The sequence below is a fragment of the Streptomyces sp. NPDC048659 genome, assembly GCF_040650575.1.
In the GTDB taxonomy this organism is placed as follows: domain Bacteria; phylum Actinomycetota; class Actinomycetes; order Streptomycetales; family Streptomycetaceae; genus Streptomyces.
Genome location: NZ_JBEZHM010000039.1, coordinates 16,486 through 37,895, shown reverse-complemented (window position 1 = coordinate 37,895; position 21,410 = coordinate 16,486). Strand labels below are relative to the sequence as shown.

Annotated in this window: 23 protein-coding genes; 7 read left to right on the top strand and 16 right to left on the bottom strand. The window is 70.9% G+C overall.

Translation table 11 applies throughout. From position 1 onward, the window contains the following. Positions 1-70: 70 nt before the first annotated feature. The 8 genes from AB0C99_RS26335 to AB0C99_RS26300 form a co-directional block, all read right to left on the bottom strand. Positions 71-328, bottom strand: coding sequence for a hypothetical protein (locus AB0C99_RS26335; protein ID WP_362479725.1), 258 nt, complete (start codon positions 326-328; stop codon positions 71-73). Between the two features lie 786 nt (positions 329-1,114). Beyond that, positions 1,115-1,684, bottom strand: a complete 570-nt coding sequence (locus AB0C99_RS26330; RefSeq protein ID WP_362479722.1) for a hypothetical protein — start codon at positions 1,682-1,684, stop codon at positions 1,115-1,117. Positions 1,685-1,835: 151 nt separating this feature from the next. Further along, the gene (locus tag AB0C99_RS26325) at positions 1,836-2,777 is read right to left on the bottom strand and encodes a sporulation-delaying protein SdpB family protein (protein WP_362479719.1); all 942 of its coding nucleotides are present in this window, start codon (positions 2,775-2,777) and stop codon (positions 1,836-1,838) included. Then, on the bottom strand, positions 2,759-3,301 hold the full coding sequence (locus AB0C99_RS26320) for an SdpA family antimicrobial peptide system protein (RefSeq protein ID WP_362479717.1): 543 nt from the start codon (positions 3,299-3,301) through the stop codon (positions 2,759-2,761). The genes AB0C99_RS26325 and AB0C99_RS26320 overlap by 19 nt, the downstream gene beginning before the upstream one ends. A gap of 65 nt (positions 3,302-3,366) precedes the next feature. Further along, positions 3,367-4,050 (bottom strand): hypothetical protein, encoded by a 684-nt coding sequence (locus tag AB0C99_RS26315; RefSeq protein WP_362479715.1) that lies wholly within the window; start codon positions 4,048-4,050, stop codon positions 3,367-3,369. Positions 4,051-4,103: 53 nt separating this feature from the next. Next, the gene (locus AB0C99_RS26310; protein WP_362479713.1) at positions 4,104-4,493 is read right to left on the bottom strand and encodes an SdpI family protein; all 390 of its coding nucleotides are present in this window, start codon (positions 4,491-4,493) and stop codon (positions 4,104-4,106) included. Positions 4,494-6,177: 1,684 nt separating this feature from the next. Continuing rightward, on the bottom strand, positions 6,178-6,936 hold the full coding sequence (locus AB0C99_RS26305; protein WP_362479710.1) for a mucin-2: 759 nt from the start codon (positions 6,934-6,936) through the stop codon (positions 6,178-6,180). A gap of 166 nt (positions 6,937-7,102) precedes the next feature. Further along, positions 7,103-7,807, bottom strand: a complete 705-nt coding sequence (locus tag AB0C99_RS26300; protein ID WP_362479707.1) for a hypothetical protein — start codon at positions 7,805-7,807, stop codon at positions 7,103-7,105. Positions 7,808-8,531: 724 nt separating this feature from the next. Here AB0C99_RS26300 and AB0C99_RS26295 point away from each other — a divergent pair. Beyond that, positions 8,532-8,885 carry a hypothetical protein gene (locus tag AB0C99_RS26295; RefSeq protein ID WP_362479704.1) on the top strand — a complete coding sequence of 118 codons (354 nt, stop codon included), beginning with the start codon at positions 8,532-8,534 and terminating at the stop codon, positions 8,883-8,885. Here the strand turns inward: AB0C99_RS26295 and AB0C99_RS26290 are convergent. Next, positions 8,882-9,211: a DUF6233 domain-containing protein gene (locus AB0C99_RS26290; protein ID WP_362479701.1), complete on the bottom strand. Its 330-nt coding sequence runs from the start codon at positions 9,209-9,211 to the stop codon at positions 8,882-8,884. The two genes, AB0C99_RS26295 and AB0C99_RS26290, sit on opposite strands and share 4 nt — an antisense overlap. 588 nt (positions 9,212-9,799) lie before the next feature. Between AB0C99_RS26290 and AB0C99_RS26285 the strand changes: the two genes are divergently transcribed. Further along, a complete protein-coding gene (locus AB0C99_RS26285) occupies positions 9,800-10,687 on the top strand; it encodes a radical SAM protein (RefSeq protein WP_362479698.1) in 888 nt (295 codons plus the stop codon). A gap of 213 nt (positions 10,688-10,900) precedes the next feature. Here AB0C99_RS26285 and AB0C99_RS26280 read toward each other — a convergent pair whose 3' ends face one another. Next, positions 10,901-13,771: a GDSL-type esterase/lipase family protein gene (locus AB0C99_RS26280; RefSeq protein WP_362479695.1), complete on the bottom strand. Its 2,871-nt coding sequence runs from the start codon at positions 13,769-13,771 to the stop codon at positions 10,901-10,903. 935 nt (positions 13,772-14,706) lie between these two features. On the opposite strand from AB0C99_RS26280, the gene AB0C99_RS26275 reads away from it, so the two are divergent. Further along, entirely contained in the window at positions 14,707-14,844 is a 138-nt protein-coding gene (locus AB0C99_RS26275) for a hypothetical protein (protein WP_362479693.1), read from the top strand. 99 nt (positions 14,845-14,943) lie between these two features. On the opposite strand, the gene AB0C99_RS26270 is transcribed toward AB0C99_RS26275, so the two are convergent. Further along, on the bottom strand, positions 14,944-15,378 hold the full coding sequence (locus tag AB0C99_RS26270; RefSeq protein ID WP_362479690.1) for a hypothetical protein: 435 nt from the start codon (positions 15,376-15,378) through the stop codon (positions 14,944-14,946). 53 nt (positions 15,379-15,431) lie between these two features. Beyond that, on the bottom strand, positions 15,432-15,698 hold the full coding sequence (locus AB0C99_RS26265) for a hypothetical protein (protein WP_362479687.1): 267 nt from the start codon (positions 15,696-15,698) through the stop codon (positions 15,432-15,434). 229 nt (positions 15,699-15,927) lie between these two features. On the opposite strand from AB0C99_RS26265, the gene AB0C99_RS26260 reads away from it, so the two are divergent. Next, positions 15,928-16,344, top strand: coding sequence for a hypothetical protein (locus AB0C99_RS26260; protein ID WP_362479684.1), 417 nt, complete (start codon positions 15,928-15,930; stop codon positions 16,342-16,344). 586 nt (positions 16,345-16,930) lie between these two features. Further along, entirely contained in the window at positions 16,931-17,116 is a 186-nt protein-coding gene (locus AB0C99_RS26255) for a hypothetical protein (RefSeq protein ID WP_362479681.1), read from the top strand. A gap of 220 nt (positions 17,117-17,336) precedes the next feature. Here the strand turns inward: AB0C99_RS26255 and AB0C99_RS26250 are convergent, their stop codons facing one another. The 3 genes from AB0C99_RS26250 to AB0C99_RS26240 form a co-directional block, all read right to left on the bottom strand. Next, positions 17,337-17,783 carry an RNase adapter RapZ gene (locus tag AB0C99_RS26250; RefSeq protein ID WP_362479678.1) on the bottom strand — a complete coding sequence of 149 codons (447 nt, stop codon included), beginning with the start codon at positions 17,781-17,783 and terminating at the stop codon, positions 17,337-17,339. A 143-nt stretch (positions 17,784-17,926) separates the two neighbouring features. Further along, entirely contained in the window at positions 17,927-18,055 is a 129-nt protein-coding gene (locus AB0C99_RS26245; protein ID WP_362479675.1) for a hypothetical protein, read from the bottom strand. Between the two features lie 134 nt (positions 18,056-18,189). Continuing rightward, positions 18,190-18,510 carry a hypothetical protein gene (locus tag AB0C99_RS26240; protein WP_362479672.1) on the bottom strand — a complete coding sequence of 107 codons (321 nt, stop codon included), beginning with the start codon at positions 18,508-18,510 and terminating at the stop codon, positions 18,190-18,192. Positions 18,511-19,569: 1,059 nt separating this feature from the next. On the opposite strand from AB0C99_RS26240, the gene AB0C99_RS26235 reads away from it, so the two are divergent. Both AB0C99_RS26235 and AB0C99_RS26230 read left to right on the top strand, forming a co-directional pair. Then, positions 19,570-19,854 carry a hypothetical protein gene (locus AB0C99_RS26235; protein ID WP_362479669.1) on the top strand — a complete coding sequence of 95 codons (285 nt, stop codon included), beginning with the start codon at positions 19,570-19,572 and terminating at the stop codon, positions 19,852-19,854. A 27-nt stretch (positions 19,855-19,881) separates the two neighbouring features. Next, positions 19,882-20,988 carry a hypothetical protein gene (locus AB0C99_RS26230; RefSeq protein WP_362479666.1) on the top strand — a complete coding sequence of 369 codons (1,107 nt, stop codon included), beginning with the start codon at positions 19,882-19,884 and terminating at the stop codon, positions 20,986-20,988. Between the two features lie 36 nt (positions 20,989-21,024). Here AB0C99_RS26230 and AB0C99_RS26225 read toward each other — a convergent pair whose 3' ends face one another. After that, positions 21,025-21,366, bottom strand: coding sequence for a hypothetical protein (locus tag AB0C99_RS26225; RefSeq protein WP_362479663.1), 342 nt, complete (start codon positions 21,364-21,366; stop codon positions 21,025-21,027). Positions 21,367-21,410: the final 44 nt, after the last annotated feature.

Sequence of the window (21,410 nt, the reverse complement as noted above, 5' to 3'; positions counted from 1 at the left end):
GGCTGCGAGGGGCTGGGTCCTTCGGGTCCGCCGGTGGTCAAGGGGTGCGTGGCTGGGGTCCTGCTGGTGGTCAAGGGGTGTCCGCCTGCGGGTCGGTGAGGTGGACGACGAGGGCGGTGGCGTTGTCCACGTAGGGCTCGTGCAGGTGGCCGATGGCGTCGTCGACAAGGTGTGCGGCGGCGTCCTTCGGGGCGCCGGTGAGGTAGGCGGCGAGGTCGCCGCCGGCGTCCTCGTGGGCTTCGTAGGCGCCGTCGGAGGCGAGCAGGAGCCAGCCGGGCCGGGCTGGGCCGGCGGTGGACTCGACGGCCGGGTGGCCCCAGATCTGCACGGACTCCGCGCCGGTGCGGGTGCCGCCGAGACAGGCCGTGATCAGGTTGCGGTCGCCCCGGCCCCCGTACGCGCGGCAGGCGTTGTGGTCCTCGGTGAGCAGGCGCAGGGCGCCGAGACGGTCAAGGAGGTGCCTTCATTTCCCGGTTCTGACACAGATCTTGGGGAGCCGTCGCGGAGGGTGACGGTTTCGTTCGACTGGAAGGGGAGGTGCGCACGTCCCAAGCCCGTCAGCGCTCCCGCATTCTGGTCCACCACCAGCCGAACGTCGCCAACTCGATGTGATTCGGCTCCGGCAAGGTACGACGCTCTAGTTCTTCGTCGATGCGCGTGATCAGGCGGCCCAAGTCCTGTCCGGCTCCCGGAGGAAGGTGCCGCATCGCCCACTCCAGGTCATCACGGGCATCGTTTATCCCGGGCGAGCAGAACACGGAGGCATCCAGGTACCGGCCAGCCTGCGCGAAAGCCCACTCGATACGAGAGAGCGCGTCAGCGACCGCGTTGGGCCACATCTCCTGGTCTTCGACCCTGCGGATCGCTGCACGAGTCCGCGCGGAGACATCATGGACTTTCAGGACCGGACACTGCCATCGTGGCCGCCACCGCTCTGCGCGTACGGCCTTGGGACGCCTACGCGGCATCGCCCTTTCGGATCAACATTTGGCCATCCTGCCACGGCCGGGCACCTGCCTGGGCCTCGATCCACATGCCTGCCGCAGCAGGTGTTCCTGTTTCTCGGTTCTGGCGTAGATCTTGGGTGGCGTCTCGGGATGCTATTGGAGCAGGATCATCTTACGAGAGAGTTGACGCGGTTCTCGTACTCGCGGCGGGCCTTGCGCTGGGCCGGGATAGCCGGGGCGCCCTGGGTGCCGTCGAGGGACTGGCAGCGGGCGAGGAGCTCGTGGTGGACCGCGGGGGTGGCGCTGACGCGCAGGGTGTAGCCCTGGCCGTGTCGTACGGTCACGCCCTGGTCGAGCGCGGCCCGCTCGGCGGGCTCCAGCTCGGTGGCGCGCAGGAAGTCGGCGACCTTGCCCGGCATGTCCAGGACGACCGGCAGCTCCGGGGCGGTGGCGCCCGGGTCGGCGGCCGTGTACTCGGGCAGGAGGTCGGCGACGGCGGTACGGATCGCGCCGCGGCTGACGCCGTGGTCGCGGGCGAGGGCGGCGATGGGGTGGCCTTCCAGGTATGCGGTGCGCACGCCAGCGGCCGTCGCGGCCGCGACGGCGGGGCGGCGCACGCCTTTGTTGCCCTTGGCCTCGGCGGCCCGCAGGCCGTCATAGGTCAGCTCGCGCTGGAGGTCGCGCTGGAGTTCGCCGGCGGCGGCGAGGGTCTGCACCATGAACTTCACGGTGGACATCAGCTCGCCGGTGCGGGGGGCGAGCGGTGAGGTCCATAGCGGAGAACGCGCCGTCGTGGATGCGCAGGGCGAGACGGTTGCGGTGCAGGACATCGAGCACGTCGAGGATGTGCTGGTTGCCGCGCACGATGCGGAACTGAGGACCTTGCCTTCAGGAGCACGTGGCGGGAGCGGCCCGACCTTTGCGGGTGAGTCGCCGCCATCCTCGTGGGGCGTACGTATCGACGCCCCGGGACGCCGCGCACAGAACCGCCCCGATCATGGTGAGACCGAACGACACGATACCGATCTGCAGGATGATCAGGACGTGCAGGGCCATGCTGATCAGCGCGGCCACCGCCTGCCGGGAGGCTCGGCGCAGCAGGAGCAGCGCGATCGCGGATTCCGCGAGGATCGTCCCCCATGTGGAGAGGAGAGCGATCGCCGTGATGCCTGTCGCCCATCGGAACATGTCGGCGAACAAGCCGGCCGCACCGAAATTCTCCATGCGGGCGACGTAGTACGTCGCGCTCCCCTCCGACCAAGGGCCGATGGGCAGTTTCGCGAGCGCACTGTTGAGGTAGATGTACGCGACCTGGAGCCTCACGCCCCACCAGCCGGCCCAGGCCAGGCCCTGCCACAGGGATTCTGACCGGACCTCGCCGTCCGGCCGCTGCCAGTGCCAGGTCCTTCTGTCGTTGGCGCAGGCCAGCATGAGGAAAAAGGTTACGACCTGGGAGACGGCGTCACCGCCGTCGGGCAGGGAGACCGACTGCCCGAGCGACAGGGACGCCCAGAAGTGTGGCAGGGTGCTGTACCGGGGCAGAATCCCGCTTGCGACGACGAGCAGCACGGCCAGGAGCACCAGGTTGAGGAGTTGCCGGTCCGCCGTGCCGGCCAGGCAGTACAGGGCCACGGCCTGCACCGGGGTCGAGCAGTCGGTCGCGGCGTCCGTCCCGCCCACCGGTACGAAGAGGTGGGACGCTGGGGTGAAGAGCAAGACCGATGCCTGGGCGAGGGCGATGGTGGACCGGCCCGCCCCGAGGGCCCGGGATTCTGCAGGGAAGGCGCGGACGGAACGCTCCAGCGCCGCGATCAGCCGTTGCCCGGGCACGTCGCCTCCACCAAGGCCGCCCGCTTGTCGAGCCGCCATCCGTCGTACCTGTCACGGAATTTCCACGGAACAGGTCTCGTCTCGACGAGGACCACTCGCCCGCAGAGGGTCGGCACGGGGGAGGAGTTCTCTGCCCGGGCCGGCGCCGAGGACCGTGCGACCACGGTTGGACAGTCTCCTTCGACCTCTTCGCAGTTGCGCCATTCCCGCACCTGGTTGGCCATGTTCGCCACCTCGGGGCCTTGGGAGCGTTGGCGTCGGGTAAGCCCGTAGAGGTTCTCCGGCCGGGAGTTCGGCAGCAGCGATGCAGCGGACGCTGCATCGCCGGACACGACGTAGGGGACGAACTCGGGATCGCTGGGGGGCTTGGTGAAGAAGGCCCAGCTCTGCGGCAGGAGCCTCGCCGACCACTCTCGCAGTTCACCCCCGTCGCGGGTGGAGAGCACGTTGCTGGGCAGCGAGAAGAAGACCGACCCGGCCAGCAGGGCGCCGACCAGGAGGATGCCGACGGCGGCGGCCGGCACCGGCCCCCGGCCCGGCCCGCCCGTGTGGACGGCGCCCTGTCGGCTCTCGGTTGTCTGAGTGCGTGTCACGTCAGAGCAGAGGTGAGGGCGTCGACGAACGCGTCGCGCTCGATGCCCGATCCGGTCGGGCTGCCGTCCTCCAGGTACCAGGTAACGACGACCAGCGTGGCGAGGGCATTGGTGGCCACGCCCGCATTCGTGTAGGCGACGGCGTTGGCGGCCCCGACGGCATTCGCGTAGATCGCGACGTAGGCGCCCATCCAGAACCAGCCCCGTGCCTGTGCCACGGCGGGGGCGCCTCCGTCGGGCGCAGGCTGGGCGGTCTCTTTCAGCCACTTGTTGAAGGAAAGTGAGAAGTCGCGCAAGGCGGCGTCGACGCGCACCGGGTCGCCGCTGTGCAAAGGAGCCGCCACCTCTTGGCGGAAACCAGGGCGGGCGGCCAGGTATCCGGCGATCACCGTGTCCAGCGCTTCGGTGTCGGTCCGGGGCTTGTCGGGGTTGAAGCCGAGCATCCGCTTCAGGTCGGGATGTGTGTCGGCAATGGGGCCCTGGGCGGCGAGCAGCAGTTGCAGGAGATCCTCGTTGCTGTACTCCGTAGTTTGCCTCATCGTCTCCTTGAGGCGGGCTTTCCCCGGTGCGGAGGCTCCGTGACCCGCGTCGGCGAACGCTGCCTGGGCAGTGACGCCGCCTGTCATGAGTACGGAAAGCATCGCCACCGCGGCGATGGTCCTCTTGGACGTGAATTTCATGGTGTCCTCCTGGGACGGTGAGACCTGGAACGGAAACGGAAGGGAGACGCGCTTCAGCGCGTGCCGGAGCGTCCCTCGGGATCGCCGGCCGAGGCCGCGATCGAGTTCGCCTTGATCGCGGCCGCTGTGAGGAGCGTGAGGGCCGAGCCGGCCCCGGCCGCCGCGACGATGCCCGCCGCCGGACTCCTGGAGCTGGTCAGAGCCAACAGCAGACATGCCGCGGCCGGGGTGTACGCGCTCAGGAACGAGGCCGTGAGCAAGGGCGAGGCCGCCGCATGCCCGGCATACCAAGCCTCGTCCGAAGCCATGGTCGCCTTGGTCCGGATACCCACGGCCGAGTTGCGGCGGATCCTCCCGTGAGCGACCTGGTTCCTCACGTAATGGACCACAGCCCCCAACGCGGCGAGCCCTGCGGCGAAACCGAACCCTGCGGTCGGATCCACTGCTCCTCCTTGATGAATGTTGATGTCGCGTTGTCTGGGCCGCCAGCACCCGTCTGGTGTGGGCCGGGGCCGCCGCTTCCACGTTGCGGAGTTGCTGTCCGCGAACAGCCGGCCTGCACACCGGACCTGGCTGCCCCGGGGCAGGCATACGGCTGTCCTGCCGGGGCGGCGCGCACTGCGGGTCCGCACCGAGAGCCACGGCCGGGGCGATACCTCGGCGGGCTGGATCAACGCCGTGTGCCGGTACCTGCCGGAGTGGGGCGGCACAAACCTGAGGTGGGGCCTGACAGCCGACCCCGGGCGAGGCCAACGCCCTGAGACCGTGCCCCGTCGGACCGCGTGAGGACACCGCCGTCCACTTCACCTCCGCCCCTTGGTCCACGTGGGGCCCCGCCGGGTTCGGCGGGGCCGTGTGCACCGGGCTGGCCCGCATGGACCGGTTTGGCCCGGATCGCCGTGACGACGTCCTCGGCGCTCAGGCCGTGTGGCGTTTCCTCGCGCGGCGTCCGACGACTGCGAGAGTGATTCCCGCAATGGTCACGACAGTCCCGGCGCCCAGGAACCAGCCCGTCGTGCTGCTGCCTCCCGTACGCGCCAGCGACCCCGACGCCCCATCCGCACGACCCGAATCCCGAGCAGGGGGCGGAGTCTGGCCCTCGCTGCCCCCGGATCCCGGCAGTGCGGGGGTGGGGGTGGGGTCCGACGGCTCCGGCTTCGCCGACGGGTCCGGGGCAGGGGCCCCCGAGGGGTCAGGCTTCCCTGACGGGTCGGGTGTCGGCTCGGACGTCGGGTCCGGGGTCGGGTCCGGCTTCCCCGACGGGTCAGGCGTCGGGTCCGGAGTCGGGTCCGGAGTCGGGTTCCCTGGGCGGACGATCCACGCGGATTCCCAGTACCCACCGCTCCCCTCCTCCGCGTGCTCATCGTCTACACGAGGCCCGAAAGAGAACTTCGTCAGTGGGGCATCTTCGGAGAACCTCAGACGCAAAGGAATAGTCGTTGTTCCGGGCTGCAGGACCATGCCGTCGAGGGGAAGATCCACGTCGATGTCCCGTTCACCGGGATCCTGGAGATCTATATCGGTCCATTTACCTGCGAGCAGGGCCTGGAACTGCGCGTGATCGGGATGAAGGCCCGGATCGGAATCCGTGTTCATAGCGATACCGATGATGAAGTCGTCCATCGGCTGCTGGGTGGTGTTTCCCAGGATGAGATCGAACTGTTCCCAGTCACCGCCTGCCCGGAACTCCGCGGGCCAGCCCGCGACCCGGACCGTCAGGACGCCCTTCGCCCGGCCCGCTTCCGCTGCCGCGTACACCGGTGCCTGCCCCGCGGCGCCTGCGACGCTCCCGGGTGCGGTCACGGACTGTCCGGCGGAGCGGGCCGCGGCCGTCCCGGCCGGTGCCGGTGCCACCGCGATCGCGCCTCCCGCCCAGACCGGCACGCTGAAAACGGCACCGGTGACCAGAGCGACACCTCTACGCTTCACGAAAATTACGGCAGTGGTGAGCAGGGTGCGACGTCTACGCTTCATGAAAATCTTCCGGAATCCCATCAAATAGCTGATATGACGCCAGCTTTACGGGCCGTCAGGCACCCTGGAAGACACACCGCCCTTATGCACCCATAAGCCGCCCCTATGACCGGGGCGCATCCGGCCGCGCCCGCAGGTCGGTGAGGCGGGCGATCAGGGCGGTGGCGTTGTCCACGTACAGCCCACCCAGCTCGTGCAGATGCCCGATCGCGTCGTCGACGAGACGTTCGGCGGCGGCGTGGGGGCGCCGGTGAGGTAGGCGGCGAGGTCGCCGCCGGCGTCCTCGTGGGCTTCGTAGGCGCCGTCGGAGACGAGCAGGAGCCAGCCGGGCAGGGCTGGGCCGGCGGTGTACTCGACGGCCGGGTGGCCCCAGATCTGCTCGGTGTCCGCGTCGGTGCGGGTGCCGCCGAGGCAGGCGGTGATCAGGTTGCGGTCGCCCCGGCCCCCGTGCGCGCGGCGGGCGTTGTGGTCCTCGGTGAGCTGGCGCAGGGGGCCGGGGCCGTCGAGGAGGAGGTAGGCGCGGGCGTCGCCCGACCAGGCGACGGAGAAACGGCCGTCGGGGGTGTGGACGGCGACGACGACCGCGGCGCACGGCAGACCGTGCCCGTCGGAGGCGCGGGCGGGTTCGGCGGCGTAGCGGTCGTACTCCGCCCGCAGGCCGGCCTCGGCGTCGTGACGGAGGGCGGCGGCGCGGGCCAGGCGGCGGGCGGCGGTGCGGGTCCAGGCGCGGACGGCCGGGGTGTCGCCGACGCCGTCGAGGAGGGCGTACGCGCGGGTGCCGCCCGGGGCGTGGCAGACGGCGGTCGCATCGCACTGCAAGGCCCGGTCGCCGGGCCGCTGGACGGTGGCGTGCCGGCGCACAGCCTCGGCCTCGGCGGCCTGGTCCTCGTTCGTGGCGTGGTGCGGGTACACGGGGCTGTCCTTCGGGTTGTCGGCGGAGCGGTGGGGCTGGGGGTTGCTCTACGAGTTGCCCTGCAAGTTGCTGTTCAAGTTGCCCTACAGGTTGCTCCCAGAGACCTGCGCGATGCATGAACCGCGCGGGTCGGGGCGGGTCGTCAAGGGGGCCGGGGTGTGCTGACTACTTCTCCTGGAGGCCCTTCTGGGGCTCGGTGAGGCGGGCGAGGGCGGAGCGGTGGCCCTTCGGGGTGGCGCGGACGGCGTGCCAGTCGATGGCGGGGTGGGCGAGGAGGACGTCGAGGTCGCCGAGGCGGTAGAGCGGGACCGAGGGTGCCGCGCGGCGGGGCTGGTGGCTGCTGCGGACGTGGACGGCGGGGAGCAGCAGGCCGGCGCGGGTGAGGTGGGTGAAGTCGCTGTCGCGGATGCCGAGGTAGTGGGTGGCGCGGTCGCGGGTGAGGAGCTGGCCGTCGTGGCGGGCCTTGTCGAGGGCGGCTCGGTCGGTGAAGTGCTCGATGGCGAGGCCGTCGTAGAGGGGGTGGCCCTTGTAGTAGCCGGTGCGGGGGATGAGGTCCTTGCGGGCGAGTTCCGGGAGCACGTCCGGGTCGACGGGGATGCCGAAGCGGTCGGTGAGGAGCTCGGCGGCGCGGGTGGCTCCCATGTCGGGCAGGGTGCCGGTCGCGGCCCAGATCTCCGCCTTGGCGTCGAGGGCGGCCTGGACGGCCGCGGCCGACCAGCGGGTGCCGGCGATGTCGGCGGGCGGGATGAGGCCGAGGGCCAGGGCGCGCTCGAACCGCCACGTCGCGAAGTCCAGGGCGGCGGGGAACTGGACCGGGCCGAAGCTGTCCAGGGCCTTGGCCGTGGCGGTCTGGGGCTTGGTCGTGGGCATCGCGGAACCTCCATGGGTGGTGGTGGCAGTCCGGGTGGTGCCGGAAACATGCAGATAGGTCCTGATTACTGTCAATAGCTAGATTTTGGGAGGGAGTTGGGGGCGGGTCTCACAAGCCGCGCCCGCGTACACGAGGGCCGTGGATCACTCGTGCGGGTGAACCGGCCGGGGGGGCTGAGGGGTCGCGTACGGCCTGGGGATGGACGGCTTCGAGCTGGCCGACGGGCGCCGGGGCGCGCTGCCGACGGCGCGCGGGGAGCGGCTACGGGCGGTACGGGCGGTGCGGGCGGCCTTCGATGAGGTGCGGCCGGGCCCGGGAGACGCTCGGACTCCCGTCGTCTCCCGTCGGTATACGGGTCGCGCGGAACCCGGCGCAGGCCGTGCACACGAGTGCATGGGAGTGCACGGGAGTACAAAAGCGCTGCTGGAGACTGCCGGCCGCCGCTCGTGCGGCGGCTCCGGCGGGTCGTCAGGCCCAGGTACCCGCTGCGGGCTGGTCTGGAGCCGCCGGGGGGCCGCTCGACGGGCTGGAGGCGTTCCTGGTCGAGCGCGGCGTCGCGCATCCGGAGCGGCTGGCGGAGCAGGGGCGCTGCCGCCCCGTCTCGGCCCGCCGTGGCAGAGGGACGGCGGTGCCCTGGTCTGGGGAAACCCCGGTCTGGGCAGTCACCTGCGTGGTTGGCTGGCGTCCACCACGGTCGTACTCGCATACGAGAAGGACGGGCACATGGCAGACGCGGAACAGGAGTTCAAGGAGACCGTCGTGGAGCACTTGGCGGACATCTGGCTGGACACGACAACCGTCGAGGAGGGTGAGGAGCTCCTCTTCGCCATCGCCTCGCAGCTGGGCTCGTACGAGCAGGAGGCCAGGGAGCTCTTCAAAGGGCTGACGGCCCGGGCCGATACGGACGAGGACGGCATCGTCAGCAAAGACGAGATCAAGCAGGCGATCATGGCCCTGGATCTGGGCTGCCTCGGCCGGCACCCGCCGACCACCGAGCGGGCAGGGCGGCGTCCCCCGCGCCTCCCTCCCGCTCCATCGCCGCGCGCCATCCGCCCCGTCGAGGAGGCACCCCCCTAGGGCTGGTCGAAGCCGTCCTCGAAGCCGCGCAGGAGCGGGGTGAGCTCGGCGGCGGCGCCGCACAGCGAGCACAGCGTGACCGCCGGCCGCTCGGCGAGGGTGAGCGCCTGGTCCAGGGAGAGGGTGGTGGCGCCGGGGGGTGCTTCGGTGCAGTCGGGGGCGTGGATGGTGCCCTGGCCGCGCGGACCGCCGCGCATGCCCCAGCCGGACGGGCGCCGCTCCCCCAGGGCCACCTTGATGAGCGACGGCTCGGGCAGGCGCACCGCCGGGACGGCCGAGTAGTCGACGCCGGGAATCGGGCGGAGCTGGGCGGGGCGTCGAGCCACACCCGGTACTCGGCCCGCTCCACCGTCACCGCGTCGCGGTCGCCGGGGTGGTTGCGCCACAGGGGCAGGCCCACATCGCCCTGCCACCCGGTCTGGGTCTGGTGCCAGGAGTAGAGCCGGCCGCGGACCTCCTGGCCGTCGGCCAGGACACCGTCACCGGGACCGGTACGGCGTCGAGGCCGGGGTCGGGCTGCTCGGGCACGGGTCCACCGTACGGCGCCGGCGGGCCGGGCGGACGGGGCCGGGCGGCAGGCCGGTTACCGGTTACCGGATACGGGCCCGGAGGGGCTCTGAGCGGGCGCGGCGCAGGCCGAGCGCCACGGTCACCGCGCCCGCGAGCGTCTCTGGGAAGGCGCCGGAACGGCCAGCGGGGAGGCGAGCGGCATGGGCGGCGGGCGGATCGGCGGTCCCGGCGGCCGCGCCGTCGACCATGAGGCGGTGCAGGACCATCACCTATCCGCCGAACCCGCGTCCCCGGACCCCTGCCGGCGAGGCGTCGTGCGGCACCTCGTCTCGGATCGCGCCCCGGGGAGAACAGGTGTGCCCTGACCGGGTACCGGCCAGGGCACCGGCCCCTACGATCGCCGGATGACGACTGTGCAGGCGGAGGCTTCGTTACGGCACCTGTCGGTGGAGATCACCGGGCAGTGCCAGTTCACCTGCCCGTCCGTGTGTTACGCCGGGTCCGGGCCGACGCGCGGTCACGGCACCATGAGCGACGACGACTGGCTGCGGACGATCGACCAGGCCCTCGCCCTCGGGGTACGGGAAGTCCAGGTGATCGGCGGAGAGCCGACACGGCATCCTTCGTTCGTCCGCATCGTCCGGCACGCGGTCGACGCCGGTCTGCGGGTGCGGGTCTACACGAACCTGTTCCGGGTCGGCGAGCAGCAGTGGGAGCTGTTCGCGGATCCCGCCGTGCGGCTTGCTACGACGTACCACAGCCGGGATGCCGCCGAGCACGACGCGGTGACGGGCCGGGCGGCGGGGTCGCACGCGGCGACGCGCGCCAACATCATCGAGGCCGTCCGGCGCCGGATCGCCCTGCGGGTGTCCGTCCTCGTCTCCGGCGGGAGCGGCCGGGCCAAGGAGGCGTGCGCGGAGCTGCGCGGCCTGGGCCTCAGCGACGTCCACCTGGGCGCGGTGCGGCCGGTGGGGAACGCGGGGCCGCTGGTGTTGGCGTTGTGCGGGCGGTGCGCGGACGGGCGCGCGGTGGTCCTGCCGAACGGGGACGTCGCGGCGTGCGAGATCGGCCGGTTCCTGACCGGTGGCAACGTCCGCGAAGAGGAGCTGCGGGCAGTGCTGTCCGGTGACCGGTGGGCCGACGCGAGCGCGCGGGTCCCGCGCCGACCCGACGTGATGGCGTGCGGGCCGGGCGACTGCGAGCCCGCGAGTTCCGACTCCTGCGGTCCGGCGAAGAGCGAACCGTGCGGACCGATGGGATTCGCTCCCCCATCCGCCGACCTCACCAGGTGACCGGAAGCGCGGTCGGGGTCGGGACAGTGCGGGCGGTCCGTCAGAGTGCGGCGGCCTCACGCCGGTATGCCTCCTGGGCCGACTGCATGCGTGGCTGGAGGCGGAGGCAGGTATTCGTGCAGGCGGACGCCGAGTGGCTGGTAGCCCAGGAGGGCCGGCCAGCCCGGTGTTTCGTCGGGTTGGCCGGCCTTGGCGGGGGTGGTGCTGGCCCTGTCAGATGCGCACGCGGGAGCCGGGTGCGCCGGTGCCGGTGGCGATCACTCCCTGGTTCTTGTATCCGACGCTGCCGTCAGCGGCAGTGACGGCGTAGTAGGCGGTCAGGGCTCCGGTGTCCGAGAGTACGAGGTAGTCGGCGCGGGCGTCACCGCCGACGTCGGCGAACCGTACCTGGCTGGCGAGCCAGTTGTCGGAGCCGGAGGCGATGAAGCCGACGCTTTGCCAGCCGCCGTTGCCGTCGCCGCCGTTGTTCACGTATGTGCGTGCGGCGCCGTTGGGGCTGAGGACGATGTAGTCAGCGCGGGCGTCACCGCCGACGTCGGCGAACCGGATCTGTTCGTCTGTCCAGCTGGCGGAGCCGGCGGCGATGAAGCCCTTGTCGGACCATTTCACCTTGCCGTCGGCACCGGTGGTGTTCACGTACGCGCGTGCGGCGCCGTTGGGGCTGAGGACGATGTAGTCGGCGCGGGCATCGCCCCCGATGTCGGCGAACCGGATCTGCTTGTCGGTCCAGTTGGTGGAGCCGGTGGCGATGACGCCGATGTCCTGCCAGCCCCCGTTGCCGTTGCCGCCGTTGTTGATGAACGCGCGCACCGCCCCGTTGGGGCTGAGGACGATGTAGTCGGCGCGGGCGTCACCGCCGACGTCGGCGAACCGTACCTGGGCGCCGGTCCACTGCGAGGACCCGGAAGCGATGTAGCCCTTGTCGAGCCAGTTCACCTTGCCGTCGGCACCGGTGGTGTTCACGTACGCGCGGACCGCGCCGTTGTCGTCGACCACGAGGTAGTCGGCGTGGCCGTCACCGTCGATGTCCACCTTGTAGTCCCCGGCGGTGCGGCCCTGCATCGGCGGGGCGGGCTTGACCTCGACCGTCGGCTTGACCCAGCCCTTGCCGCCCACATTGGCGATGCCGCTGTGGAATGCGGCGGCCATCTTCGTGTAGCCCCTGTTGTTGGGGTGCAGGTTGTCGTTGAGGTCAGCGGTGGACACCCCGTCCATGCTGACCTGAGCGATGCGGTAGCCGCGCTGCACCCGGTCGGCGACGATCCCGGGAATCGCCTTGTTGTAGGTGTCCACCCGCCTCTGCACCGTGGGGTCGGTGGCGGGTACCAGGGACGCCACCAGGACCACCGTGTCCGGAGAGGCCGCGTGGATCTGGTCGATCAGGGCGCCGAGCCGCTGCGGGGCCGTCGCCACCTGGTAGTCGCGGTTCATGTCGTTGGTACCGATGTGCAGCGTGATCAGGTTGGGCTTCGCCTCGGCCAGCCAGGTCTCGATGTTGGCCTGAAGCTGGTCGATCCGCCAACCGGAATGCCCCTCGTGGTGCGTGCCGTCCGCGTCACGCTGGGATCCGACGAACTCCACCTGCTGCACCTCGCTGGACAGCTGCCTGCTCAGCTCCGGGCGGTAACCGGTCCGGGTGCTGCTTCCCACGCCCAGCGTGATCGAGTCGCCCAGCGGCATGACCGCCAGGCGGGACACCTGCGGTATCCAGGACGGAGGAGGAACGCTGTTCACCAGTTCCAGCGTGAACGTCGTGGGAACTCCGAACCGAGTAACCAGATCCCTCGGCTTTGTATCCGGGAAGCGGCCGAGGTGGCCACGCCGCGTATTGCTTACATGCCCTTCAACATATTCCCAGTATTGATCCGTGTCGTTCATGCACGGGTACGTCGATGAGTTGTAGCTTTCCATTCCCCGCAGGCATTCTCCGGTCTCTCGATTCACTAGCTGCACATATCCAGGACGATTGGACGGCGTCACATGCCATCTTGCCCGAGCGGAAATATTTGCACTGTCGGAGGGGCGGGCGACCTCTTCCACATCGGGAGTGAGTTCCTCGTCAGCGACGATCAGTCCGGTGCTGTTATCCCTGAGGACAAGATCACCGGCCGTCGGATCGGGAAAACCAGCATGCCCCCAATAGCGGAGATCAACCATCTCTCTGTCGATTGCCACGCCACGGTCGGCTCCCTCCACTGCCCCCACATAAGCGCCATTCATGCCAACGCTCACATCATTTGCGTTGGTAAGCCTGTCTTGATAGTCAAAGCGCCACATCTGGCGGGCGTCGAGCCCCGTGCAAGGCCGCGTCATAAGGCTCGGATTGGGTCTCTCCGCCGTCAGGCATTCCCCTGACTCTCGATTGACGAGACGCGAATAGACAGCCCCCATCTGACTGAATGAGGCAAAATTGGTCGGCGTCCAAACCTGAGAGAACCTTTGCCCCCAGGGCTCGAAATCCATGGCGCTCGGATTTTCGGCACTCAGTACGGTTCCCGCCCGAAGCTGGCCCGCCCAGGGGAATCGGTAGGTGTACTCGGGAATCAAGCCGCCGGCCTGTATGGGCGCGAAGCGGACCGGAGTATGGTCACTTCCCTGCAAGCCCTCCGTATTGGCCGCCCATGTCGTACCATGCAAATCTGTGACTATATAGTCAAGCTCGCCACCGTCTCGATGGGTAGGGTTGCCGCTTCTGATGACATTCCCCGGGATTTGTGCAGCCGCCAAGTCCTGCTGAAGTACGCCTGGGGCGCGGTTGAAGTCTCCCAGGATCACCCAGTGCCAGTCGGCGCCGATCCCAGCGTGCACACTGCTGCCAATCGCTTCCACGAGTGCCGGGGAATTAGAACCGCCGCCGGATATTGCGTGCACCGACGCGTACGCGATCCGGTCGCCCTCGTCCGTCACGACCAGTGCAGGGCGGCGCTCGCCCTGAACGGATGTCCCCACCACATCAACACGACCCGCCCGGAAGCTGGTGACAATACCGAGAGGAAGCTCCCAGTTCATCCCCGTCGCACCGGTCGACGGCGGCAGATAGGTGTAGAGATACCTAAATTCGGCGACGGGGGTGCCATCCGTCAAGCTGCCAGAGCCATTCAGTGACCACCCCCCCCCCCCGGCGGGACCAGAATTAGGTATAATCCTCTCATGCGTGACACCTTGCGGTAGCCTGATCCTGTCCTGACTCGGAATTCTAGGCAGTTCTTGTAGTGCGACTACACCCGTACCTCTGGCATAGCCATTCACCGTGACCCATCGATCCGCGTTCGACGCCAAGTTCCATGTGACCATGGCCATTTGGTTGACCGGAACAGCCGATGCGGGAGTCGCAGGGGCGAAGACTGAAAGGAGTCCTATGAGGAGCGCGAGAATGCTGGCCTCTGATATTCGGCGATGCATCGCGCTGGAACTTCGATGCAGAGCCGGCCTCACCGGCTTCTGGACATTCGTTGGAGGTCTACCCGGTGGTACTTCCGTGGACATGCGAAATCCTTTCACTAAATGAGGGCAGTGGGTTCCACGCCACGACACCGCGTCAAGCACGTCCGAGGAATGCCTCGCCGGGCAGAAAAACGGGCAGCGATCGCTGCCCGATCGGCACGGGTCCCGCTGCGACCGCAGCCCGGTGCCGGCGGGCGCCGGGCCCACACCCCAACCGAGGCGACACAGCCGCCCCAGCCGACAGCGTCCGGGGCGCCGCAGGAACGGCCGAGGACGAGCGGCTGATGTGGCGGGCGCTGGAGACCGTGCCCGGTGCCGTCGAGGAGACCGACACGGAGACCGCCCGGCGGGCCAGGGACTACAGCGAGACCGTCACCCTGGACGAGAACGGCGACCTGGTCCTCGCTCGACGGCCACGAAGCCGCGGAGATGGCCTATCGGATCGTCTACTCGGCCCCGGGCCGAATCCGTGCTGCGGGGCCTGCCCCGACCGCGCCGCACCCAGATCGGCACCGAGACGCGCACCACCACCGCCCACGGCCCCTACGGCCACGCATCGACCGCACCACAGCCTCGTGCGCAGGAACCGAGAGGCCGCCCTTCGCGGCGCCCAGGCCGTCGTCGTCTACTACGCCAGCGCCCCGGCCTCGCTCAGCATCACCGCCATCCGGCTGATCAGCCTCCGGCACCCGGGTCCGAGTCCGGCACTCTGACGCTGCGTCAGCCTGCCGGCGCCGCTTCGCGCAGGCCCGCTCAAGACGGGCTGGCGCATCGCCCGCGACGGCGTCCGGCTCGACACGCCGCGCCCAGCGTCAGACCTTGCCGGGTTCGCCGAGGGTCCAGCCGCTGATCGCGGAGATCGGGCCGCGCCAGGTCGGCAGCGTGTGGGTGGTGCGGCCGGAGCGGTAGGTCACATCCCGCAGATGAAGGAAGCGCTGGTCGGTCTCGCGGGGCCGCCGGCGCTTCTCGGCGGCCCCGTCCAGGTGCCCGACCGCATGGCGCACAACCCGGCGCAGGGTGTCGTCGTAATCGCCGAGCTGGCGCAGGTGCAGACGTTCCCAGGTGCCGGTGGAGGCCAGGGTGCCGGACACCAGCGCACCGCCCAGGGCCAGGGTCACCACGACGTTCTCGGCCTCGATGTCTTCGTGCTCCGCGCCCAGGCGCAGGATCTCCAGGTGCGGGTCGGTCCGGGGCCCCGGCTGGAGCAGCATCCGCAGGGCCGGCTGGACCGCGTCTTTCCACGACAACGCACTGCTCCCTCTTCCGGTACCCGGACGTCCTGCTCGGCTCGTGCCTGTGGCTATGCGTCAGCCGTCTCCTCGACCGTCGCCGTGAACTGTGCTTCGGCGGTCGGGGGTGTCGGGATCCAGAGGCCGGTGACGCGCCGGCCGTCCCGCTCCAGGACCCAGGCGGCGGCATCAGGGGCGAACGGGGCCATGGGCCCGGTGCCGGTGCAGAAGCTGAGCGGGCCCTGGACGGGGTCGTTGACATAGACGTGCCAGTCGGCGTCGCACTCCGCCCGCGCGGCCAACGCCGTCGCGGGCGCGCTGAGGTGGTCGTGCGTCACGCGCTCACCGTAAGGGTGAGGGAGGGGGCAACTGCGGGCCTTGCGGAATCTGGTCCGCAACTCGCTTGTCCCGGCGATGGGGCGCGACCGTGCTGGCGGGGCGTCGCGGGTGGCGTTGCCGCTGGTGCCGAGCACATGACGCCCGCGGGGCGCCGCGGCCGGCGTGTCTGACTGGCCGTGCGGGCCAGCCGCTCGGCTGAGTCGCCCTGGAGGCTGCGATGATCGTCTGATGGTGCTCATAGGTGAGTTCTTCCTTGCAGAAGACGACGAGACAGCCCGGCGGGTGGGCCCTCGCCGAAGTCACGACTTCCCGGCCGTGGCGTGCGACGGCATCTACCCCGATGACGCGGTCTGGAGGTGGGAAGTCCACCTGACGGGCGCCGAAAGCACACTCCGGCACGTGGTCCCCCCGGCCAACGACGGGTTCTCCGTCTTCGCCGTCCCGGAACCTCTGCGCGAGGCCATGGCGACCGCGGGAGCGGAACGGCTCCAAGCCACGGCTCGCGCGTGGGCGGCAGCCGCCTCCGAACCGGACGACGAGATATCGCCGGACAGCGCGACGGATCTCCTCGAACGCGTATCAGCTCTGGCCGCCAGCCGTGCGGACAAGCACCTCAAGCTCTACTGCTGGTACTTCGCTCCCTGACCCCGCCACATCGACACCGTGCGGTGGTGAGCGGCCCGGTAGACCCGCACCCGAATCCGGTCAAGAGCTCCGCCGCCTGGTCCTCCAGTGTGGCGGTGGTCTCCAGCCAGGCGGCGAGCAGGACCGCCGTCTGCGGGTCCAGGGCGGCCGTGTGGGACACGGCATCCAGGGCATGCGCGTGGGCGGCGGTCCGGGCTGGGTCGGAGTACCTGGAGATCGTGAGCGTGGTCGCGCCGCCGGACGTCGACTCCGGTGGTTGGTGCGCGGGGTGGTCATGTCTCCGCCGTCTTCCCGGGTACACCCGTACGCGGACGACAGCGCCAAGCCAGGTGAACTCCCGGTAGTGGTCCAGCGACACCCCCGGATACCCACCCGAGGCCGCGGCGCGAGCGGGTCAACGAGGGTCGCTCGACGTCGAACTCGACGCCCGCGCCAACGCGGGACAAGGTCCCGTCGGTGAAGTGGACCACCACGGTCAGGCCCCCTATCGGGGCGGTCGCCGTCGAGGTCCGCACGACGGTGCGGACGCCGTCGCCCTGGGCGGACGACGTCACCGGCGCTGAGCGTCGCAGCAACCCGGCGGCCGGTGGTGTTCACTTCGCCACCTGCAGAGCGGGACGGCGTCGGCGGCGGCGTCGAGGACTTCGGCGAGACGGACGGCGATGCAGCCGCCGGGCTCGATGAACGAGGTGTCGCCGACGGGCATCCCCGGCCGGAGCGAGGGCAACACGACCCCGACACGGGCGAGGCCCTCGCGCAGGCCAGCGGCTGAGGTGTCACCGGCGCGGAGCACGGCGAGGTCGCCCCACGGAGCTCCTGCCCGTCGGCCAGGACCACGGTCACCGGTCCGGGCACCGGGGTCTGGGGTGGGTGGGGGCTGCTCGGGCGCGTGCCCAACGTACAAGGCCGCTGAACGGGCCGCGCCAGTGCCGCGTCCCGCTCGGGTGCACGGCGGAGCGCGCTGAGGTGTCGGCAGCCGCCGGGTGGGCGGGTCAGGCGGGGGTGCCGGGGGGCAGTACGGAGTGGTCGATGTGGTGATGCTGGATCTCGACGCCGTACCGGCCGCCCCACGCCTCCCAGACAAGACGGCCGATGGCCTCGGCGACCGCGACGCTGCGGTGCCGGCCTCCCTGGCACGCGACCGTGAGCCGGGTGAGCCGGTCCGCAGGGGTCTCGTCCGCGAGGGCCCGCAGCCGCAGCGCGGTCAGGGTGATCACCTCCCGGGCACGGGGGGTGGCCATCACGTGAGCCCGCACCTTGGCGTCCAGGCCGGTGCCGTAGCGGAGTACCGGGTCGTCGGCGGGGTTGCGCAGGGTCCGGCGCAGGTCGAGGTACAGGCCATCGGTGACGAGGTCGTGAGCGCCGTGGTGACGGACACCGATCGAGCTGATGACGGTGGTAAAGAAGCCGCCGGTCCCGGCGAGAAGTGTGCTCTGCATGGACTACACCCTCCCGGCGTCGCAGCGTGCCCGGGAGGGGTTGCCCGTTGCGTCTGGATTCTGGCAACAGGCAACAAGCCGCCCCGTTTCGCGGGGCGGCGCGGGTACCGGGCGGCCGGGTGGGCGTGGCGGGCGCCGCCCGGTCAGCCGCCCTGCGGGGGCTCGGTGCGGGCGGCGTCGCCGCCGGTGCCGAGCGCACGACGACCGCAGGGCGCCGGGGCCGGCGGCGGGCCGAGGACTCCGCGGGCCCGCAGGTCCTGGAGGTCGGGCATGTCGAGGTGTGGCAGGCCGGGGAGTATGTCGACCTCGGCGGCGTGGATCGGTGCGGTGGCCCGGCGCCGAGGGTGCGGCGGGCGGGGGATGGTGGGGTCACAGAGGGGAGCGTACGGGCGGCGGGGCCGTCGGGTTACTGTCCGCACTCGCAGTCGGGCGGGCACACCGCGCCGGTGGTGCCGTATGGGGTGTCGGCGCGCTCCGCGTTGACGCGGGTCCGGGTCTCCTCGGTGAGGCCGCTGACGAAGCCGTAGTAGAGCTTGGGGTAGCACTCTTCGATGCCGGACTCCACGTGCTCCTCGCGTACGTGCGCGCCGACCACCGCCAGGACGTCGTCCAGCGGCGTTGTGGCCCAGTGGATCGGGCCCATGAACGAGCAGAAGCGGCAGACGGCGGTCACGGTGTTGGCCGGCGGCTCTGCGAGCGGGCGGCCCAGGAAGTCGGTAGCGGTCACACCCGGCCAACGAGCCTGCGGCGATGGGAAGACGGGCACGGCCTCCGCGCGCTTCCCGCGCGCCCGCCTTGCTCGCCGGGCGCGTGGCGGGCAGCAAGGAGCTCGGCGACCAGGGTGCGGCCGACGGCGGTCGACAAGTCCGCCGGCAGTTCGGCGGGCAGTGGGGGCGGGGGTGGGGTACGGGTCGGCGGAGCGGGAGACGGCAGGCACGGCGCGCTGGGAGAGGCCGTAGCCCCGAGCAGAGCCGCCGTTCATCGCGATCGGCCTGGAGGCGGCCGTGGGCCGTGGGCCGTGGGCCGTGGGCCGTGGGCCGTGACAACGCTATGGGTCGGCCGGGCAGGGCTCGCGAGCTGGGCTGCGCCCCCGTTTTGGTTTGCCGTAGGCACCAGACCTACCGGGTCGGCACGGGGCCGGGCCGGGCTGTTCGCACAGGTCCGTATCCGGGTGGCTGACTCGTCGTTGAGGGTGCGGAGTTCCGCTCGTTCACCCACGCGCCGCTGCTGGAGTTGCCCCTGCCGGTCCTCACGGCCCCGCCCTCGACCGCGCGCCCCGTCCTCGCGCCCACCGGCGACCGTGGCCCGGCCGAACGGGCCGTCGTGGCCAGTGTGCTCGCCGCAGCCGGCCCGGAGACGCTGGTGCGCACCGATGTGCCCCAGCCCGACGGCTCCGTGCGCCTGTACGCGGCCTGGACCGACGGGGGCGGGCCGCTGGCCGACCGCATCGACCGCCTGGCGCTCGCGCGCGGGCTGGACGCCTGCTCCTGGGTCGAGCTCCTCACCCACAACCAGCACACCACCCACCGCGGTCGAATCGAGATCCGCACCCACCCTCTGCGGCAGGTCCTCGCCAACGTCGAGCGCGGCCACCGGAGCAACGACGAGCACCGGGCCAGCCTCGCCCGGCTGCTGGCCGACGACGCCGAGCGAGCAGGCCGGGCGCCGCTGCCCACGTCCGGCCTCCCCGCCTGGGTGGGAGTCGGGCCCCTGCTGTGGAATCGCTACCTGGGTGACAAACCCGTCATCGAGCGGCACTGGCTCGGCCGCCGAGAGGACCTGCCCGATGCCCGCGATGTTCGGCACCATGACGCCCGGCGACCCGTCGAGCGAGGCATACGCCCGCCTGATGCACGGCGCCGCCCTGGCCGATGCCGCCCGCCTCACGCCCGAGGAAGAGCAGCGGGGGCAGCAGGGGTTCTCCCGGATCTGGGAACGGCTGCTGGGCAACGCCGGGGTGACGCGGTGGCTGGCCCCGGGTCAGGATCTGAGCTGGCGCGGCGGGGCTCCGCGCCGGGTCCTGCGTACGACGGACGGGAGTACCACCGATCTGGTCCGGCTCATCCCGTGAGTGCTGGGCGAGAGGCTCTGTGGCGATGTGATCTATGAGGACATCGCCCGGCGTGAGGAGCACGCCACCCGCGGGCACGGCCTGGAGCCGGGCGACGCCGCCAGCATCCGCTTCCGAAGCCTGAACCCGGCCACCGCCGACGGGCAACCGCTGCAAGGCGGCCGGGAGCGCGAGGCCGAGCGGTTCCTCGACCTGCAGATGATGCTCGCGGTCTACACCGCCGCCCCGTACTTCGTGCCCGCCAGCGAGGCGTTCGACGCCGCCACCGGGCTGCGGCCGGAGACCGGGGCGCGGCTGCGGCTGACGGCCGAGACGGTCATGGTCTTCCACGACGGGGTTCCGCTGCCGGCCGTCATCGCCGACGACGGCGACCTTCACGCCCATGCCACCGCGCACTACGGCGCCGGCCACGACACGCTTTTCGACGGCGAGCCCCTCGTCATGGGAGGTGTGCTCCTGGCCCACCCTGACGACGGCAGCGACACCGCGCTGCTGCTCGACCCGCTGCAGGGGTGGCTGGTCGTCGCCAACCGCGTCAACGGCCAGTACGCCTGGGCGATGCATCCGGTCCACCGGCTCGACGCCAACCCCGGCCCCGCCGCGCGCGTCCTGCGCAACTACGCCGCCCTCAACGTGCTGGAGGACTGGGACACACCCCCGCCGGTCCCCGGCCAGGCCCGCGCCAGCGGCAAGAGCAGGAAGAACCGGCTCCCCGCGGCGCGGCGGCGCCAGCGGCAGCTGGAACAGGCAGCCCGAACCCCGCAGGCCCGAGCCGGCGCGCTCCTCGGCGTCCGGGTCCTCCGCTTCACCGCCCCGCCCCACCAAGCCCCCGCACTCCCGCCGCCGAGAACGCCGGGCTCTTCAGGCAGGGCGGCCGCGCAGTACCAGGGCGGGCGCCGCGCCCACTGGACCCGCAACACCCGCGTCCACCTCCCCGGCGAACACGGCCGGCCCTCCGGGCCCGTCTACGGACCCGACGCCGTCGAGGGCACCACCTTCACCCGACGCCGGACCCGGGTCAAAGGAACCTGGATCAACGAACACCTCCCGCCGCGCCCCGGCCCCTCCCCCATCTACGCCGTCGACCCTCGCCTGGCCCGGACCACCAACCCCTCCGGCCCCGAGCGTCCCTGACCGAGCTCTCAAGTAGTGATCGTCAGGACTTGCGGATCAGCGGCTGCTCAACTTTCGAGATGGCGCGAGCCGGGCGAGTCCTTCGACCGTCGAGAGCGCGTCGTCGAGGGGAGTCACGGTGTCCGATGCGGTGACTGACAGAAGCACCGGGACGTCGGGGTACTCGTCCATGTAGAGGTCGTCTTCCCCTTCGTCTCCGGGGACGGCGTTCGGCTGGACCTGGAGGCAGGTCGTGTCGGCGAGGGTGGCGAGGAAGTAGGCGCCGAGGTAGTCGCTCTCGCGTTCGACGAAGGTCACACCGAGCCGGCCGGCGAGCAGGTCGCACAGCTCCCTGGCCGTGTGGGTGTTGGTGCCGTAGGTCTTGAAGACGTTCATCATGGCATTCTCCTCAGGCCGCGTGGATCTCGGCACGTTCAACCAAG

What these genes read in the sequence shown, in the direction of transcription:
- AB0C99_RS26330 (WP_362479722.1), bottom strand. Translation starts at nt 1,684, where the DNA reads ATGTCCACCGTGAAGTTCATGGTGCAGACCCTCGCCGCCGCCGGCGAA.
- AB0C99_RS26315 (WP_362479715.1), bottom strand. Translation starts at nt 4,050, where the DNA reads ATGAAATTCACGTCCAAGAGGACCATCGCCGCGGTGGCGATGCTTTCC.
- AB0C99_RS26300 (WP_362479707.1), bottom strand. Translation starts at nt 7,807, where the DNA reads ATGCCCACGACCAAGCCCCAGACCGCCACGGCCAAGGCCCTGGACAGC.
- AB0C99_RS26295 (WP_362479704.1), top strand. Translation starts at nt 8,532, where the DNA reads ATGGCAGACGCGGAACAGGAGTTCAAGGAGACCGTCGTGGAGCACTTG.
- AB0C99_RS26285 (WP_362479698.1), top strand. Translation starts at nt 9,800, where the DNA reads ATGACGACTGTGCAGGCGGAGGCTTCGTTACGGCACCTGTCGGTGGAG.
- AB0C99_RS26260 (WP_362479684.1), top strand. Translation starts at nt 15,928, where the DNA reads ATGGTGCTCATAGGTGAGTTCTTCCTTGCAGAAGACGACGAGACAGCC.
- AB0C99_RS26250 (WP_362479678.1), bottom strand. Translation starts at nt 17,783, where the DNA reads ATGCAGAGCACACTTCTCGCCGGGACCGGCGGCTTCTTTACCACCGTC.
- AB0C99_RS26245 (WP_362479675.1), bottom strand. Translation starts at nt 18,055, where the DNA reads ATGCCCGACCTCCAGGACCTGCGGGCCCGCGGAGTCCTCGGCCCGCCG.
- AB0C99_RS26235 (WP_362479669.1), top strand. Translation starts at nt 19,570, where the DNA reads ATGCCCGCGATGTTCGGCACCATGACGCCCGGCGACCCGTCGAGCGAG.
- AB0C99_RS26225 (WP_362479663.1), bottom strand. Translation starts at nt 21,366, where the DNA reads ATGATGAACGTCTTCAAGACCTACGGCACCAACACCCACACGGCCAGG.